This is a genomic window from Flavobacterium frigoris PS1 (genome assembly GCF_000252125.1).
GTDB classification, from domain to species: domain Bacteria; phylum Bacteroidota; class Bacteroidia; order Flavobacteriales; family Flavobacteriaceae; genus Flavobacterium; species Flavobacterium frigoris_A.
In genome coordinates, this window is record NZ_AHKF01000014.1 from 34,835 (window position 1) to 51,405 (window position 16,571).

The window sequence follows — 16,571 nt, forward strand, 5'->3', positions numbered from 1 at the left end:
GGATTTTTTTTGGTCAAAACTGTTTATTTTACTTACATTTTTCGTGTTTTAAACTCTTAAATAGGCAAGTGTTCGTGCTTATCTCTAAAAAGATAATAAGTAGCCGGCTAACGCCCCGTATATGACAATAAATGCGCTATTGACTTTAGGATATCCAAAAGTTACTATAATGCTTGTTGCTGCAATTAATAATGTTCTCCAGTCTAAAATTGAATCGCGACCCATTTGCCAACAAATAGCAACGACAATCGCTACCGAAGCAACATTTACAGCATCTAGAAAAATCGAAATAGACGGTGAATTGCGCATTTTCTTCACTAACGGATTTAGCAAGGCTACAAAAAGGAATGAAGGGATGAAAATAGCAATCGTTGCTACTATTGCTCCTTGTAAACTATTTAGTTGGTAGCCAATAAAAGTCACTGACGAAAAAACGGGTCCGGGTGTAAACTGACCAATAGCGATAGCATCTACTAAGGTAGCTCTAGACATTAAACCAGTCGAAACTAATTCAGTATCTAAAAAGGCAAAAAGTACATAGCCACTTCCGTAAAGTATGGCGCCTATTTTTAGAAATATTAGAAACAAATTCCAGTTGGTTGCCGTTACCAAAGTAGTTTTTGTAATTTGTACTAATGTCAGCGGGATAAGGCTGAATGTTTGGCCGCTTTTAAATTTGGAATACAGTAAGGCTATTAAACCTGCACCAAACAGAATGTATATTTCATTGCATTCTACTATCGATAGGGCCAAAGCTACCAACGCTATGAGTGCTAATTGTTTTGTTTTTATTGATTTCTTGGCCAAGGGATAAATCGCAGCGAGAATGATGGCGATAATTGCAGGCTTGATTCCGTACAAAAAAACTTGTGCTTCAGGCTGCTGGCCGTATTTTTTATAGAAATAGGCAAAAACTCCCGTAATAAGAACTGCAGGCATGATAAAGCAAACTCCCGCAACAATTAAACCTTTCCAGCCCCCTTTTTCATGGCCTATATGAATGGCCATTTCAGTACTATTAGGACCGGGTATTAAACTTGTGGCTCCAATGAGATCTAAAAAATGTTGTTCTGTTAGCCACTTTTTTTTGATTACGACTTCCTGTCTCATCATTGCGATATGGGCAGCCGGGCCCCCAAAACCTATTATTCCCAATTTTAAAAATAGTTTGGCAATTTCTTTTAAGGTAGTTTTTTCAAACATTAAGACTTTTTTTGTCAAGGGTGGCTAAAATAAATATAAAATAAATCTTGCCTTCGTTTTTTAAATTAAGATTTTATGAAATTTTAATTTCGGGAGTATTAGTTCTATTCTAGTTTTGCAGCTTGTGATTGGCCATATAGTTTAGATAATAAACAATGGATTCAATCTTTTTCTCGTTCAAGTTGGCTAATTTGGGCATTTTTACTCCGTTTCTAAAAGAAGCTGGGTTCTGTATGAATTTTTTTAATTGGTTCTGGTCCCAATACTCAGTGACGCTTTTGGGATAATTTAGTTCGGGGCCCATGCTTCCTCCAATTTTATTAATAGCATGACAGCTAATACAATTTTTATTGAAGAGCTCAAAACCGGTTGTAGCGGTGGTATCTCCTTTGGGAAGCAGAAGAGAAACATTTTCAACGCTAGGGACCAAATGAACTTTTATTAAATTATAAGGCCATTTGAAATCGGTGTCTTTTGGGGACACCCCCTGATAGATTAAATAAAAGGGGGCCGCTTTCATTTCGCGACCGTCTTTAATGATTTTTGACCACGATTCCCCTTTCGGAGCATCCAAGTCACTGACTGCCAAAAATGATTTTGCGGATAAAATTTTTCGCAAAGGCATCATTGGTTTATAGCCATCTTCACATTCAAAAACGATTTGGTATTTATCAATCTGCAACTGTTTTATTTTCGAATGGGTTTCAAGTAACTGGGGAAAAGGAATCGCATTGTATCGCTTTCTGGCATGATAAACGGGGTCTTCGTTTACGGTAACTATGATGGTGTTCTTTAGTTTGGCTGTTTTTTGTAATTCGACTAAATCGATAGTCAATGAATCAGAAGTGTTTGCAGAAACATTTATAGAAGTCTCAGTTGTCAAAGATTCTGTCTGTTTCGTTTTTTGTTGACAGCCCATGATTAAAATTGAAGAAAGGACGACTAATCTATATTGAAATTTTCGCATTGTTTTATGTTGAAAAAGATGAAGAAAGGCGGTTCTAAAGTTCTAGTAAGTGGATTAGTCTAATGGAATCAGTACTATAAAATTAGGCTATTTTTCTATACTTTTGAGTTCGAAGTCCTATGAATCGACCTCGTTTTTAAATTTATCGGTTGTTTTAAGAAACGGCCACCGCATTCTGGTTTTTTTAGCTTCTATATTCTAACAAATTTAAGATAGTAACTTCTTTTTCTATGGTCGAATAAGTTTAGGAAAGTCTTATTTTAGCTTCTGACAAGTATTGCCTTAATAAGAAAAAAATTAACGTATTAATTATAACACTCTAAGTACATTTAAATGAAAAAAAGCATTTTAATCGCAGCCCTGTTTTCTTTTTTTTATAACAACGCACAAACAGTTGCTAAAGAAAATGGCGAAAACAAAGAGGTAACAGTTTACACGACTGCTGAGAACACGGACTTTAAAATGACTCTATCGGCCTCAGTTAAATTTGCTGCTGCAGGACAACCTTTAGAAACTGAAATTGCTGTTTTTGTTGACCCTACTAAAACGTTTCAAACTTTTATTGGAATAGGTGGTGCCATTACAGATGCTAGTGCTGAGGTTTTTGCTAAATTATCAAAAGCGAAACAACAAGAATTTTTGCAAGCCTATTATAGTACTACAAATGGAATAGGCTATTCATTAGCTAGAACTACCATTCATAGTTCTGATTTTTTAACAAATAGTTACACATATGTCGCCGAAGGAGATGCTGAGTTGAAAACTTTTAATATTGATCATGACGCACAGTATAGAATTCCACTGATAAAACAGGCCACGGCAATTGCAGGAAAGTTAACGATGTATGTTTCTCCATGGAGTCCTCCTGCTTTTATGAAAACTAATGGCGCTATGCTTCAAGGCGGAAAGTTGAAGCCTGAGTTTTACCAGTCTTGGGCAAATTACTATGCTAAATTTATAAAAGCATACGAGAAAGAAGGAATTCCTATATGGGGACTGACAATTCAAAATGAGCCAATGGCGACGCAAAGATGGGAGTCCTGTATTTATACTGCCGAAGAGGAAAGAGATTTTCTTAAAGATTATTTGGGGCCTACAATGGAGAAAGAAGGCTTAGGTAATAAGAAAATTATTGTTTGGGATCACAATCGTGATTTGATGAATCACAGGGCAAATGTTATTTTTGATGATCCTAAGGCATCAAAATATGCTTGGGGAATGGGTTTTCATTGGTATGAAAATTGGACAGGGGGTGAGCCTATGTTCGAGAATGTGAAAAAAGTACAAGAAGCATATCCGACGAAAAAATTGATATTTACGGAAGGCTGTGTAGAGAAGTTTGATTCGAATAAATATCAGCTGTGGGCAAATGGAGAGCGTTACGGACGTTCGATGATAAACGATTTTAGTAACGGCTCGGTTGCATGGACTGATTGGAATATTTTGTTAGATCAAAATGGAGGACCAAACCATGTAGGTAATTTTTGTTTTGCACCTGTTCATGCTAATACACTAACGGATGAATTGATATATACTCCCTCTTATTATTATATTGGTCATTTCTCAAAATTTATCCGACCGAATGCTAAAAGAGTAAGCAGCGTATCCAGCCGCAGCCAATTGCTGACCACTTCATTTATGAATGAGGACGGAAAAGTGATTACGGTAGTGATGAATCAAGGCGATAAAGAAGCGGCATATAATTTATGTGTTGGTAGCAAAGCGACAGCAGTTGTAATTCCTGCTCATGCTATACAAACGTTGGTATATTGATAAGAGTAAGTTTGTTTAGAAATCAGAAAAAGGGATTGCGAATTTTAATTCGCAATCCCTTTTTTAATATACTGAATTAGTATTTTATTTCAACACAAACTCTTTGCTAAGAGTACCTATTTGGATTTTAAAAGTACCGTTTTCTGCTACCCATTTCAAATCGTTATCTACAAACTGCAAGTCTTTTTGATTTAATGTAAATGAAACTGTTTTCGTTTCAGCCGGTGCTAAATTTATCTTTGTAAAACGCTTCAATGCTTTTACCTCTGGTGTGATACTGGCAACTTTGTCGGACAAATAAAGTAAAACTGCCTCTTTTCCAGCAGTTTTTCCAGTGTTTTTCACCTCAACAGTTACCGTTATGTTATCTGTATTGTTTATTTCCGGCTTGTCAATTCTTAAGTTAGAATATTCAAAAGTAGTATAGGATAGTCCTGTTCCAAATTCAAACTGAGGAGAGTAGCTTTTCTCGTATTGAGCATCGTCATTTTGCTCTTCATCACCTAGACTTTCTGTATATTTTCGGTTGTATTTTTCTAATGAATTAGGATGTCTAGGATAGTTGTATGTCAATCTTCCGCTAGGGTTTACATCACCATAAAGAATATCTACTAAGGCTCTTGCCCCTTCGTTTCCTGGTAAATAACATTGAATTACTGCATTCATCTTATCTTCAAAGTCACTTATTAACCTAGGGCGTCCTTCATTTAACACTAAAACAATAGGCTTGTTCAATTTTGATAAAGCCAAAGCCAGTTTTATTTGTGATTGACTAATAAATAAATTACTGATATCTCCAGGAGTCTCAGTGTAGTTTTTTTCACCTAAACATAGAATTATTGTAGATGCCTCTTTAGCAAGTTCGACCGCTTTTTGAATTTCAAGCTCATCTTCGATCGCTAGATCCGCTCCTTTAGTATAAAGAACATTTGCTTTGCCTATCTTGTTTTGTAATGCTTCTAAAATGGTGAATTTGTCTGCAGCCAAAACATCAGCATTTTCCCCCTGCCAAGTATACGTCCATCCTCCATTTAGTGATTTCATACTATTTGCGGTAGGGCCAGTAACTAATATTTTACCGGTTTTATTTAAAGGTAAAATTTCGTTTTTGTTCTTTAATAAAGTAATCGATTCTGCTGCTGAATTATAAGCAACATCAATAAATTCCTGTGACCCAAATTTTGGGTAATCTTTCAAATCTGCTATATTGTTTTCAAATAAATTAACTTCAAATTTCATTTTCAAGATTCTCGAAACGGCATCATCAATTCTAGACACTGGTACTTCACCTTTGTTTACTAAATCCAATAAGTCATTATAAAAGGTGTAATCTTCAGGAACCATACTCATGTCTATACCTGCCATTACAGATGTTTTCACAGCATCTCTATTGTTTTCGGCAACTTTATGTCTGGTGTATAGGTATATAATGTCTTTCCAATCTGTAACAACAACACCTTGAAATCCCAACTCTTTTTTCAAGATATCAGTTATTAAATGTTTACTGGCATGAACTGGTGTGCCGTTTATTTCGCCAGAACTGATCATGATGCTTTTTGATCCGGCTTTGATTGCTGCTTGATAAATGGTCAAATCATATTGTCTTAGAATGCGTTCCGGAATAATGCTTGGCGTTCTGTCTTTTCCAGTTGTGGTACTTCCGTAACCTATAAAATGCTTCATGCAGGAAGCTACATGATATTTAGAGCCAACATCATTTCCTTCAAAACCTTCAACCATCGCAACACCCATTTGGGCAGATAAATAGGCATCTTCTCCAAAAGACTCCCAAGTTCTAGACCAGGCTGGATTTCTCGGCAAATCTAAATCTGGCGAAAAAACCCATGGAATAGAAGACGCTCTAGTTTCATATGCCGATATTTCAGCTCCTCTTTTTACTAAATCAGTATTAAATGTAGCTGCCATTCCTATTTGTTGTGGGAATAAGGTAGCGCCTAGAGTGTAACTGGAACCGTGAATAGCATCTATACCGTATAAAACAGGAATTTTCAATCTCGTTTTATTAGACTCATTATTAATTATTGTGATTACTTCTTTCCATCTTTGAATTGTAGGTGCTCCAGGATTAGGGACATTTAGAATGGAACCAATATGGTAATTCTGGATTGCTTCTCTCAATTTTACCATATCAAAGACACCGGGTTTTCCTTTTTCTTCAAAATTAGTTACAGTAATCTGAGTCATCTGACCTATTTTTTCTTCGATAGTCATTTTTGAAAGTAACTCAGCTACTTTTTCGTCAATTTCTGTTTTAGAATTTTGACTAAAAGCGGCACTTGAAAATAGTGAAAGTACAAATAGTTGTAAAATTATTTTTTTCATTTCTTGGTTGGTTTTGGTAGTTGATAACTTTTAAAAAGAAGGGTTGCTTTCTTAATTAGTACTTTTAAAAGTAGTTGTTTTTTTATGCGAATGATTATTTTATTGCAGGTTAGTTGTTGTTTTAATGAACTTTAACGTTTTCGTTTTTGTAATTCGTAAATCACTTTTATTCGATTGTATAGAAGGTAATAATCTTGTTTTGGAATATTAACAATAGCAAAAAGTCTCATCGTTTATACAATGAGACTTTTTGCTATTCTGTTAGACTATAGAGTGGAACTATTTTTCTCCAATCCAAACATCTATTTTCTTTTCTAGTAAAGCCAATGGCATCACACCGGACTCTAGTACTTTTTCATGGAATTTTTTGATGTCAAATTTGTCTCCCATTTTGTCTTGTGCTCTTTTACGGAGCTCCATGATTTTTAATTGTCCTATTTTGTAAGACAAAGCTTGGCCCGGAATAGCCATATAGCGCTCAATTTCAGTGGTGATGCTTGCTTCGCTTTCGGCTTCGTTTTCTAGGGAATATTTGATAGCTTGCTCTCTTGTCCAGCCTTTGCTATGTAACCCTGTATCAACGACTAATCGCACCGCTCTATGCATTTCGTTTCCTAACATACCAAAATACTGATACGGATCTTTATACAAACCTAATTCTTTACCTAAGCTCTCTGTATACAAAGCCCAACCTTCGCCATAGGCTCCAAACCAATTGTATTTTCTGAAATCGGGCAATGAAGTATTTTCTTGTTGTAGTGAAATTTGAAAATGATGCCCTGGAATAGCTTCATGTAAAAACAAATCTTCGTCACCATACATATTATATTCTTTTACGTCAGGGATGGGAACATAAAAAACGCCAGGACGTGTACCATCTGCTGTTCCTTGACTGTATTCAGCACTTGCCGTCTTTTCTCTAAATGCTTCAGTTCTTCTAATTTCAAATTTTGTTCTGGGTTGTAAAGAAAACAATTTGTCTACGTTTGGTTTTATGACGTTATGGATTCTTTCAAAATTGGCGATTACTTCCTCTGGTTTTTTGAAAGGCTTTAATTCCGGTTTGTTTCTTACATAATCAAAAAACTCCATCAGAGTGCCTTTAAAACCAACTTGCGTTTTTACCTTTTCCATTTCAGAATTGATACGTGCCACTTCTTTCAATCCTAAGTCATGAATTTCTGATGGAGTCATTTCGGTAGTAGTCCATTGTTTTACGTAAGCGGCATATAATTCTTTTCCAAAAGCCAGGCTTCCTATTCCGCTTGTTTTTCTTGATGCAGGCAGGTATTCGTTTTTAAGGAAATCAGACATTTTTTTATATTGCGGAATCAGTTTGTTATTGATCGTTGTTGTATATTTTGCAGTAATATCTTTCTTTACTGCATCAGAAAAAGTATTAGGCATTAATTTTACAGAAGAATAAAATAAATTGTCTTCAATATTGCGAGTTGCCATTTCAGCAAATTGCGGAATCACTTTCTGTGTTAAGGATTCTGGTAGTACAGCTCCTTTTTCAATTCCTTTTTTCATATAGACCATAGCCGAATCAATCCATACGCTATAGGTGTCCATTCTTTTTAGGAAGTTAGTATAGTCTTTTTCGGTTTTAAATGGTTGGCCACTAGTTCCGCCTGCATATTGGCCCATAGTTAAATGAGTTCCCCAAAATTGATGGATAGGCATTAGGTTAGTGGGTTGTTTTAGTAATTCCTTTCCAACTTCAACCTCCCATTTTATAATTTCGTAACTGTTTTTTTCTTCTTCAGAAAGTTGTTTTTCATCTATTGACGATAACTTCGTTTCATATTTATTAAAAAAGTCAAGTTGCACTTTTCTATAGGTATCGGTCATTTCAAAGGGCAGCTGGTCGTTGTATTCGTTTTGACCATTTTGTGTTGCAGCCAGAGGATCTAGCGCATTTTTATCGTCAAAATAGCTTTTTGTTATACTAGAGAAATCTTGTTCTTGTGACTTACAGTTTGCTACTAATATAGAAACAAGAATGGCAATTAAAACAACAGGAGTTTTTTTCATATAGTTTAATTTAGTGATTAGTAAAGCTAGTATATTAATAATTACATAAGTAAATTTTATTATAGAATCTTATCCGTGATATACGCGGGAGGCCACGATCTTGTCTTCTCTAATGTCTAAAACTTCAGCAATAAGCATCTCTTCCTCATTGTCTACCGTTCTTATGTATTCCATAAAAACACGATCACCATTTGCAGTTAGTGAGGTTACTTTGTAGCTTAAACTAGGTAATCGGTCAAATGCATCTTGCCACCATTCACGTAACGCCTGTTTGCCAGTCACAAAACCGTTTGTTTCGGGTTTGTGTATTTTTAATTTTGGGCTAAAATGAGATGCATCGTCATCATATAAGGACAAAAGCTTTTCTAGTTCTTTATTGTTGAAAGTCTCAAACCATTTGAAAGCGATCGATTGCAATTTTTCGGGAGTCATGTTAGTTTTGGGATTTTAATTAAAAAAATCCCGTTTCGCTTGCGCAAAAGGGATTTTGATTTTATGATTTCAATGAATTTTAAACGTTCTTCAAATTGATAATCTCTTGGTCAGTAAGCATTCTCCAGTTTCCTCGAGGTAAATTCTTTTTAGTCAAACCTGCAAACGCAACTCTGTCAATTCTCAAAACATCATAACTAAAGTGCTCAAAAATAGAACGAACTACTTTTACATTTGAAGATCTTAATTTCAAACCAATTTCACTTTTAGCTTCTCCTTCAATGTAACTTACATCTTCAACAAAAACTCTATGCCCATCAAGAGTAAGACCTTTGTTTATTTTTTCTAAATCTTCAAATTTCAAGTTTTTGTCTAACGAAACTTGATAGATTTTAGATGATTTTTGACTTGGCAAAGTAAACTTACGGATCATGTCAGTATCGTTTGTAAACAATAACAGACCTGTAGTGTTTTTGTCCATTCTACCAATAGCTCCAATTTTTGCATTAGTTGATCCACGAACCAATTCCATTACATTACGGTATTCTTGACCTTCATCAAGTGCCGTTGTAAAGTTTTTGGGCTTGTTCAATAAGATGTATACTTTTTTCTCCGGAGTCAAAACAGATCCATCAAAATTCACCACATCTCCTGGTTTTACCATATATCCCATTTCAACAACTGGAATTCCATTTACTTTTACGTTACCGGATGTAATGTAAATATCTGCGTCTCGTCTTGAGCAAGCACCAGAATTGGCGATATATTTATTAAGACGAATTTCATCTTTTACTTTTGGTCTTTTTGGTGCCTGATTCGGTTTTTTCTCCACTTTGTCAGTAACAACTTCTGCAACCTTAGTATTTATTTTTGCTTTTTTAGGCCCTTGTGCCCTTTTTTGCATCGCAGGTTTTGGCTTATTCGAGCTAGGTCTAGAACTTGTTGGTCTAGCACCGCTTTTTTTATTATTGCCTTCCTTATTATTCATAATATTCTATAATTTGTGCAAAGATAGTATTTATATAGTTGCTAATTGATATTTGCTAATTATAAAACGATAACTAGCTATCTAGTAGGTTGTTGTTTTGTTTTTTTGAAGCTAATTCCCGCTTTCCACTCTATCTTTTACTTTTTGCAGCAAAAAGTAAAAGGATGTCGTTGCAAACATGGTTCAATGAACTCCAATTAAAATAAATATATGTGCAGTAATCGGGGCTAAGCAAGTGGGATGATTTTTTTAAATAAGAAGCAAAAGTTTTTTCCCGTTCCATAATACGGATGGATTGATAAGTACAATGCAAAAGACACCAGCCACAATGATGAATTTTAAAACATTATGCAATAATAAATACTGTTCTTTCTTTTCGGCTTTCCATAAATAGAGTAGGAAGAAGATCAAGATAATCATACAAGCATAAAAATAGATGTCCATATAGCCCACATCATATATGTCGATTAAAACATAAACAGGAAATACGGTCAAGATCGTTAAGCTGGTAATGATTTTTTTAGAAATACTTTCTCCAAAACGAATTGGAATGGTTTGGTAATTATTCGCTAAATCTCCTTTTAAGTTTTCTAAATCCTTAATCATTTCTCGAATAAGCAATAGTAAAAACAAAAAACATGCATGTGCAAAAATAACAGCAAAATGGCCTTTGTAATTTTCAATTTCTTCAAAACTAAGATTGTAATAATAATGTAATAAGATTGCGAAAAATGGAATTACCGCCATCAACGTTGCGGTTAAATTACCTACAACTGCGTATTTTTTAATTTTATGGGAGTAGAACCATATTAAAAATATGTAGCCTGAAAAGAAAATGAAAGCCTGCCAAGAAGCAAAAAATGCTAATAATACTACCACAAAGTTTAAAGCAAAATAAACTTTTAGTTTTGTGGACTGACTTACTAATCGGTCTAACATAGATTTGTTAGGTCGATTGATTAAATCTTTCTGGCTGTCGTAAAAGTTATTAATGATATAGCCAGATGCAATTGTAATTGCTGATGCAAAAACAAGTAGAAACAAGTTAAAGTCCAATAGAACAGAAATAGCTCTTTTCTCTGGTGCTAGAATGAAAATTGCTGAAAGGTATTGTGCCAGTATAATGATAGGGATATTATATCCTCTTACTACTGAGAATAAACTAACTACCTTCATAAATAAAAGCCTAGACTTTCTGCTTAATGCCATACTTTTTTAAAATAATAAAGCTTAAAATCGCAAAGAATTTTAAGCTTTAAATTTATTTTTTATGTTCAATTAGAATTGGTAAACAACTTCTAATTTATAATCTTTCAGGGAAGCTTTTGCGCGTTCTAAATCTTCGGTAAAACCTAGGATATAGCCACCACCGCCAGAGCCACATAATTTTAAATAATAATCGTTAGTGTCAATTCCTTTTTGCCATATAGCATGAAATTGCTCTGGAATCATTGGTTTAAAATTATTCAAAACTACCTTTGACAATTTTTTAGTATTCATGAATAAAGACTTCATGTCACCACCAAGGAAATTCTCAACACAGGCGTCAGTATATTTTACAAACTGATTTTTTAACATACTACGAAACCCCTTGTCTTTTAGGTTTTCCATAAAAATAGTAACCATTGGTGCTGTTTCTCCTACTATTCCAGAATCCAACAAAAAGACAGCTCCTTTACCGTCCAAAATTTGATTTGGAATGCCGGTTGCTTCAATATTGTCTTTGGAATTGATTAAAATAGGAATGCTCAAATAGCTATTTAAAGGATCAAGACCAGAACTTTTTCCGTGAAAAAAGCTCTCCATTTGAGAGAATATATTTTTTAGCTGTAATAATTTTTCGCGGGTGAGGTTCTCAAGAACCGTGATTTTGTCTTGGGCATATTTGTCATAGATAGCAGCAACTAAAGCACCGCTACTCCCCACACCATAACCTTGTGGAATACTAGAGTCAAAATACATTCCAGTTTCAACATCGTTTTTTAAAGCTTCTATGTCAAAAGTAACTAAATCAGATTGCTCAGATTGTAAAGTTTCTAGATAAGCAGCAAAGCGCTTCAAACTTGCATTTGACGCAATCGCTTCTGCAGAAGGGTCTTCATCTCTTTTCAATGCACCATTATAAAAATTATAAGGAATCGATAAACCCTTAGAGTCACGAATAATTCCGTATTCTCCAAAAAGTAATATTTTCGAATAAAATAAAGGTCCTTTCATATAATATTATTGAAATAGGTTAACGCTTGAAATAGAAGTGGTTCGTAAATATAATGATAATTAATCTAACTTATTTGAACCACGGCCAATTTCGTCACAAATGTACTGCCCATTTTGGCAAAAGCCAACTAATTCGTCCTTAATAAATTGTAAAACTGCAGCGCTAACGTTTTCGGGATATAAAACATGAACATTAGCACCCGCATCGAGTGTAAAACAAACAGGTATTTGAGTGTCATTGCGGAATTTCCAAATCGCATTGATGATTTGTAATGTGTTTGGTTTCATCAAAATGTAATACGGCATTGAGGTCATCATCATCGCGTGCAAAGTCAAAGCTTCACTTTCGACCACTTTAATAAACTCCTCCAAATCACCGCTTTTAAAAATGGCAATCAGTTTGTCTAAGTTTTCGTGGGCTTGTGTAAATCGTTTTTCAGCATACGGATGGTTATGCATTAAATCATGACCTACTGTACTTGAAACTTGTTTTTCGCCTTTGTCCACCAACAAGATAGTGTCTTGAAAATTGTTGAAATTTTCGTGTATGGCATTTGGGAATTCGACTCCGTATAAATCAGAGCTTCCCTTTATGTTGTCTTGGTTTCCCCAAACTACTACACTTCCTTTTACACTTCTACAAGCACTTCCCGATCCCAAACGAGCAAGGAATGATGCTTTTTGATAAAAGTACTCCTCAGTCATCTCCGGATTTAGCGCTTTTTCTAAACTCATGAAATTCATTGCCAAAGCTGCCATTCCAGATGCCGATGAGGCAATTCCTGAACTGTGCGGAAAGGTATTTTGAGTATCTATAGTAAAATGATACGATTTCAATAAAGGAAGATAAATTTCAATACGCTCCAAGAATTTTTGAATTTTTGGTTTGAAATCTTCTTTGGGCTTTCCTTCAAAAAGTAAGTCAAAAGAAAAAGTGTCTTGGTTTTCTTTTTTGGCGAAAGCCAATTTAGTAATCGTTTTACAATTGTTGAGTGTAAAACTAACGGAAGGGTTGGCCGGAATTTGGTTGTCCTTTTTCCCCCAATATTTTACGAGTGCAATATTGCTGGGTGCGCTCCATTGGAAACTGCCGCCTTCAATTGTATGAGAATATGTGGTTGGAATAAAATCGTTTGCTGAAAACATCTATTTTAAAATTTTGACAAAGATACTTTTTTTGCTTTATACCCGGATTTGTTTATTTGTTGAATCGGTATAAAGTTTTTGTTTAATTTTGAAAAAAATTGAAAATCCTCAAAATGAATAGAATCACTAAAATCCTTACTGTTGTTGTTACTTGTCTTGTCATCGGTTATTTTTCAGGAATGGTTACCCGTTCTGCAATTATTACTTGGTATCCAACTTTAGTAAAACCGAGTTTTAATCCACCTAATTGGATTTTTGCTCCGGTATGGAGTACGCTTTATATCATGATGGGAATTGCAGCAGGATTAGTATGGGATCGTATTGAATCAAATACGGAGATTGTCAAAAAAGCCTTGGTCTTTTTTGCAGTGCAACTGGCATTGAATGCCTTGTGGTCTTATTTGTTCTTCGGATTAAAGAACCCTATGTTGGCCTTATTGGAGATTGTAATCTTATGGCTTATGATTTATGAAACCTATGTTCAATTTGGGAAGATCAATAAAATCGCAGGCTATTTGTTTATCCCTTATTTGCTATGGGTAAGTTTTGCTATGGTTTTGAATGCAAGTATTTGGTGGTTGAATAAGTAATAATCAGTTCGTTCAACTGGATGAAAAGTAAATTACTTTTTTGAAGAAGCAAGCTTTTTAAACTCCGTGTTTTTGACGAACAAAAAATCCATCGTACTTAACCTATTGTTGATTGCTGCAATTGTTTTTGATTTTGGGTCTGCTTCACAGAACTGAAGAAATAGGTCTATTTCATCAGCTTGTAGCTTTAGGGTTTCAAGATAAAATTTTTGGTCGTAGCTATTTTTTGCTAGAGTGGCAAAGTCAATTTCAGGAAGTGCTTTTTTGACTTCCTCTTTTTCTTTTTTAAGTAGAGTAGCAAGAAGTCCTCCTATTCGTATCATATTCAATCCTTTATTTATATTTAAATCGTCAATCATTAGAGGTTTTAATTTTTTTTCTGCTCTATCTGCTGTAATTTCATCTCTTTTTACTTGTTCCACTTCTACAGTAGCTGTTAATTTAATTGCAGGAGCATTTGTGATAAGAACTTCGTTTAATTCTTCTGCTTTTAATGATAATTCAACGATTAGTACCTTACTACGGGTCATTTCAGGAGTAATTGTTATTTTTTTAAGTTCGTGTTCTTTTGATACAAATACAAGAATATCATTTGCTTTCGCAGCAATTGAGAAAACACCATTAGAATCTGTAACTGTAAGTATTTTTGAATTAGCATTGATAACTTCTACATTAGGGATTACGTAATTATTAAATATAACTTTGCCTTTTATGGTTTGGCTGAAGCTAAATTGAGAAATGAAAAAGAGTAGTGAGATAAGTAGTTTTACTTTCATTTATATGTAATAAGATGAAAGTAAAATTATTAGATTCGTCTTAAGGAAAACTTAGTAAACATGTAAATTCTTGTTAATTAATTTTAATAAAAATTTTAACTAAATCGCGTTCGCCAAAATAAACCCGCTAGTCCAAGCATTCTGAAAGTTAAATCCGCCCGTAATCGCGTCAATATTCACGATTTCTCCAGCAAAATAAAGATTCTCGTGTAGTTTACTCTCCATGGTTTTAAAGTTTATTTCCTTTAAATCAATTCCGCCCGCAGTTACAAATTCCTCTTTAAAGGTGCTTTTTCCATTGACTTGAAATGTTGCATTTGTCAATTGATTGGATAGGTTTTGGAGTTGTGTTTTAGACAAATCAGCCCATTTGGTTTCAGTTTCAATTCCTGAAGCCAAAACCAAACTTTCCCACAAACGGTTCGGGAAATCAAAAGGAGATTTCTTAGATACCGCTTTTTTCGCGTGTTCTTGTTTTAATTCCTTTAATTTTTTCTCTGCATCAGTAGCGTCAACATCATTCAGCCAATTCACTAAGATGGTGAACTGGTAATTTTTGTCATGCAGTATTCGGGCACCCCAAGCGGATAGTTTTAAAACCGCTGGTCCACTCATTCCCCAGTGCGTAATCAATAGAGGACCTGTCGATTCGAGTTTAGTATCTTTTACTTTTACTGTTACTTGTGCTGCGACACCTGGTAATTCCTTTATTCTCGCATCTTTGATGTTAAAAGTGAAGAGGGAAGGCACAGGACTTACAATGGCGTGACCATAGGTTTGTAGAATTTCCCATATTTTAGGGTTGCTTCCCGTTGCCAAAATTAATTTCTCAGCAATGTAGTTTTCGTTTTGTGTTTCTATTTTCCAAACATTTTCTTTTTTGAAAATAGATTGTACACTTTGTCCTGTTAAGACTTTAATTCCTAATTTCTGTGTTGCTTCTAGGAAGCAATCTATTATAGACTGTGATGAATTTGAAACAGGAAACATTCTTCCATCATCTTCAATTTTTAATTCTACTCCGTGTTTTTCAAACCATTCGATGGTGTCGCCAGAAGAAAATTGGTGGAAAGGTCCACGCAATTCTTTCTCGCCGCGGGGGTAATATTTAACCAATTCATTAGGTTCAAAACAGGCGTGCGTAACATTACATCTGCCACCGCCCGAAATGCGAACTTTTTGTAATACTTCGGCACCACGTTCTAATAGGGCCACTTTTAGTTTTGGGTTTTTCTCTACGATATTAATGGCTGTAAAAAATCCTGCTGCACCGCCACCTACTATTATTATATCAAAATCTTGATTCATATTTTTGTTGTTTTTGCTTAAAGCAAAATTTATAATCTATCAGGAAAATCAGAGATAATTCCGTCTACATTATATGTTTTTATTTTTTTTATATCTTCAATTTCATTTACCGTCCAAGGGAATACTTGAAATCCTTTTTTTTGTAATTGTTCAGTATTTTCTTTGGTTAACAAAAGAAAATAAGGATGAATAGATTTTGCTTGGATAACTTTGGCGAAAGCCAATGCCAGATCCAAATCCGTTTCGGTCAATACGCCAATAGGAATTGATTCGTTAAGAAATTTCACTTGCTGTAAAGCGTTCCAATCAAAACTAGAAACCAAAAAGTGGCTGTATTTCCAGTTTTTTTCGTTTATATATTTTTTAATTAATTCCACTACTTTATCGGCAGCTTCATAGCTTTTTAGTTCAATGTTTACAAAACATTTTTGATTTACCAAATCTAAAACTTCTGTAAGTGTAGGGATTCTGTATTTATGATCTATTTCAAAGCCCTTCAATTCTGGCAAAGATAAGGTATTTACAAAACCTTTTCCATTTGTTGTTCGGTCAATAGTTTCATCATGAATGACTATTAATTGATTATCAGAACTCAGATGTACATCGAATTCAATACCATCAACATCAAGGTCAATTGCTTTTTGAAAACCAATTAAAGTATTCTCTGGTTCATAACCTCTAGCGCCGCGATGACCAATTTTTAACATCTGATTGTTTTTTGAGTGGATTATACAAATGAAAAGTAAAAATAGTCTTGTTGTTTTACTTTGGTGTTTTTTATTTATATTTAT

14 protein-coding genes are annotated in these 16,571 nt (G+C 34.5%); 2 read left to right on the top strand and 12 right to left on the bottom strand.

Translation table 11 applies throughout. The features are described from left to right. Window positions 1–84: 84 nt before the first annotated feature. Both chrA and HJ01_RS04800 read right to left on the bottom strand, forming a co-directional pair. Window positions 85–1,203, bottom strand: a complete 1,119-nt coding sequence (chrA, locus tag HJ01_RS04795) for a chromate efflux transporter (protein ID WP_007137186.1) — start codon at window positions 1,201–1,203, stop codon at window positions 85–87. 109 nt (window positions 1,204–1,312) lie between these two features. Next, entirely contained in the window at window positions 1,313–2,170 is an 858-nt protein-coding gene (locus tag HJ01_RS04800; RefSeq protein WP_007137187.1) for a c-type cytochrome, read from the bottom strand. 333 nt (window positions 2,171–2,503) lie between these two features. Between HJ01_RS04800 and HJ01_RS04805 the strand changes: the two genes are divergently transcribed. After that, window positions 2,504–3,943, top strand: a complete 1,440-nt coding sequence (locus HJ01_RS04805; RefSeq protein ID WP_007137188.1) for a glycoside hydrolase family 30 protein — start codon at window positions 2,504–2,506, stop codon at window positions 3,941–3,943. An 84-nt stretch (window positions 3,944–4,027) separates the two neighbouring features. On the opposite strand, the gene HJ01_RS04810 is transcribed toward HJ01_RS04805, so the two are convergent. The 7 genes from HJ01_RS04810 to HJ01_RS04840 form a co-directional block, all read right to left on the bottom strand. Further along, the gene (locus tag HJ01_RS04810) at window positions 4,028–6,286 is read right to left on the bottom strand and encodes a glycoside hydrolase family 3 N-terminal domain-containing protein (protein WP_007137189.1); all 2,259 of its coding nucleotides are present in this window, start codon (window positions 6,284–6,286) and stop codon (window positions 4,028–4,030) included. A 279-nt stretch (window positions 6,287–6,565) separates the two neighbouring features. Then, a complete protein-coding gene (locus HJ01_RS04815; protein ID WP_007137190.1) occupies window positions 6,566–8,323 on the bottom strand; it encodes a DUF885 domain-containing protein in 1,758 nt (585 codons plus the stop codon). Between the two features lie 69 nt (window positions 8,324–8,392). Continuing rightward, complete coding sequence (locus HJ01_RS04820; RefSeq protein ID WP_007137191.1) at window positions 8,393–8,755, bottom strand: nuclear transport factor 2 family protein; 363 nt, start codon at window positions 8,753–8,755, stop codon at window positions 8,393–8,395. A 79-nt stretch (window positions 8,756–8,834) separates the two neighbouring features. Further along, complete coding sequence (locus HJ01_RS04825; RefSeq protein ID WP_007137192.1) at window positions 8,835–9,743, bottom strand: pseudouridine synthase; 909 nt, start codon at window positions 9,741–9,743, stop codon at window positions 8,835–8,837. Window positions 9,744–9,992: 249 nt separating this feature from the next. Beyond that, window positions 9,993–10,952 carry a geranylgeranylglycerol-phosphate geranylgeranyltransferase gene (locus HJ01_RS04830; RefSeq protein ID WP_007137193.1) on the bottom strand — a complete coding sequence of 320 codons (960 nt, stop codon included), beginning with the start codon at window positions 10,950–10,952 and terminating at the stop codon, window positions 9,993–9,995. 69 nt (window positions 10,953–11,021) lie between these two features. Further along, window positions 11,022–11,960, bottom strand: a complete 939-nt coding sequence (locus tag HJ01_RS04835; protein ID WP_007137194.1) for a mevalonate kinase — start codon at window positions 11,958–11,960, stop codon at window positions 11,022–11,024. Between the two features lie 60 nt (window positions 11,961–12,020). Further along, window positions 12,021–13,106: a diphosphomevalonate/mevalonate 3,5-bisphosphate decarboxylase family protein gene (locus HJ01_RS04840; RefSeq protein WP_007137195.1), complete on the bottom strand. Its 1,086-nt coding sequence runs from the start codon at window positions 13,104–13,106 to the stop codon at window positions 12,021–12,023. Window positions 13,107–13,219: 113 nt separating this feature from the next. On the opposite strand from HJ01_RS04840, the gene HJ01_RS04845 reads away from it, so the two are divergent. Then, on the top strand, window positions 13,220–13,696 hold the full coding sequence (locus HJ01_RS04845; protein WP_040473704.1) for a TspO/MBR family protein: 477 nt from the start codon (window positions 13,220–13,222) through the stop codon (window positions 13,694–13,696). Window positions 13,697–13,728: 32 nt separating this feature from the next. Here HJ01_RS04845 and HJ01_RS04850 read toward each other — a convergent pair whose 3' ends face one another. The 3 genes from HJ01_RS04850 to HJ01_RS04860 form a co-directional block, all read right to left on the bottom strand. After that, window positions 13,729–14,472: a hypothetical protein gene (locus HJ01_RS04850; RefSeq protein WP_007137197.1), complete on the bottom strand. Its 744-nt coding sequence runs from the start codon at window positions 14,470–14,472 to the stop codon at window positions 13,729–13,731. 99 nt (window positions 14,473–14,571) lie between these two features. Then, window positions 14,572–15,780: an NAD(P)/FAD-dependent oxidoreductase gene (locus HJ01_RS04855; protein WP_007137198.1), complete on the bottom strand. Its 1,209-nt coding sequence runs from the start codon at window positions 15,778–15,780 to the stop codon at window positions 14,572–14,574. A gap of 29 nt (window positions 15,781–15,809) precedes the next feature. After that, window positions 15,810–16,487, bottom strand: coding sequence for a glycerophosphodiester phosphodiesterase (locus HJ01_RS04860; protein ID WP_007137199.1), 678 nt, complete (start codon window positions 16,485–16,487; stop codon window positions 15,810–15,812). Window positions 16,488–16,571: the final 84 nt, after the last annotated feature.

Bases quoted from the DNA above. Each gene is read 5' to 3' on its own strand.
- HJ01_RS04850 (WP_007137197.1), bottom strand. From the start codon at position 14,472: ATGAAAGTAAAACTACTTATCTCACTACTCTTTTTCATTTCTCAATTT.
- HJ01_RS04860 (WP_007137199.1), bottom strand. From the start codon at position 16,487: ATGTTAAAAATTGGTCATCGCGGCGCTAGAGGTTATGAACCAGAGAAT.
- HJ01_RS04800 (WP_007137187.1), bottom strand. From the start codon at position 2,170: ATGCGAAAATTTCAATATAGATTAGTCGTCCTTTCTTCAATTTTAATC.
- HJ01_RS04840 (WP_007137195.1), bottom strand. From the start codon at position 13,106: ATGTTTTCAGCAAACGATTTTATTCCAACCACATATTCTCATACAATT.
- HJ01_RS04845 (WP_040473704.1), top strand. From the start codon at position 13,220: ATGAATAGAATCACTAAAATCCTTACTGTTGTTGTTACTTGTCTTGTC.
- HJ01_RS04805 (WP_007137188.1), top strand. From the start codon at position 2,504: ATGAAAAAAAGCATTTTAATCGCAGCCCTGTTTTCTTTTTTTTATAAC.
- HJ01_RS04810 (WP_007137189.1), bottom strand. From the start codon at position 6,286: ATGAAAAAAATAATTTTACAACTATTTGTACTTTCACTATTTTCAAGT.
- HJ01_RS04815 (WP_007137190.1), bottom strand. From the start codon at position 8,323: ATGAAAAAAACTCCTGTTGTTTTAATTGCCATTCTTGTTTCTATATTA.
- HJ01_RS04855 (WP_007137198.1), bottom strand. From the start codon at position 15,780: ATGAATCAAGATTTTGATATAATAATAGTAGGTGGCGGTGCAGCAGGA.
- HJ01_RS04830 (WP_007137193.1), bottom strand. From the start codon at position 10,952: ATGGCATTAAGCAGAAAGTCTAGGCTTTTATTTATGAAGGTAGTTAGT.
- chrA (WP_007137186.1), bottom strand. From the start codon at position 1,203: ATGTTTGAAAAAACTACCTTAAAAGAAATTGCCAAACTATTTTTAAAA.
- HJ01_RS04820 (WP_007137191.1), bottom strand. From the start codon at position 8,755: ATGACTCCCGAAAAATTGCAATCGATCGCTTTCAAATGGTTTGAGACT.
- HJ01_RS04825 (WP_007137192.1), bottom strand. From the start codon at position 9,743: ATGAATAATAAGGAAGGCAATAATAAAAAAAGCGGTGCTAGACCAACA.
- HJ01_RS04835 (WP_007137194.1), bottom strand. From the start codon at position 11,960: ATGAAAGGACCTTTATTTTATTCGAAAATATTACTTTTTGGAGAATAC.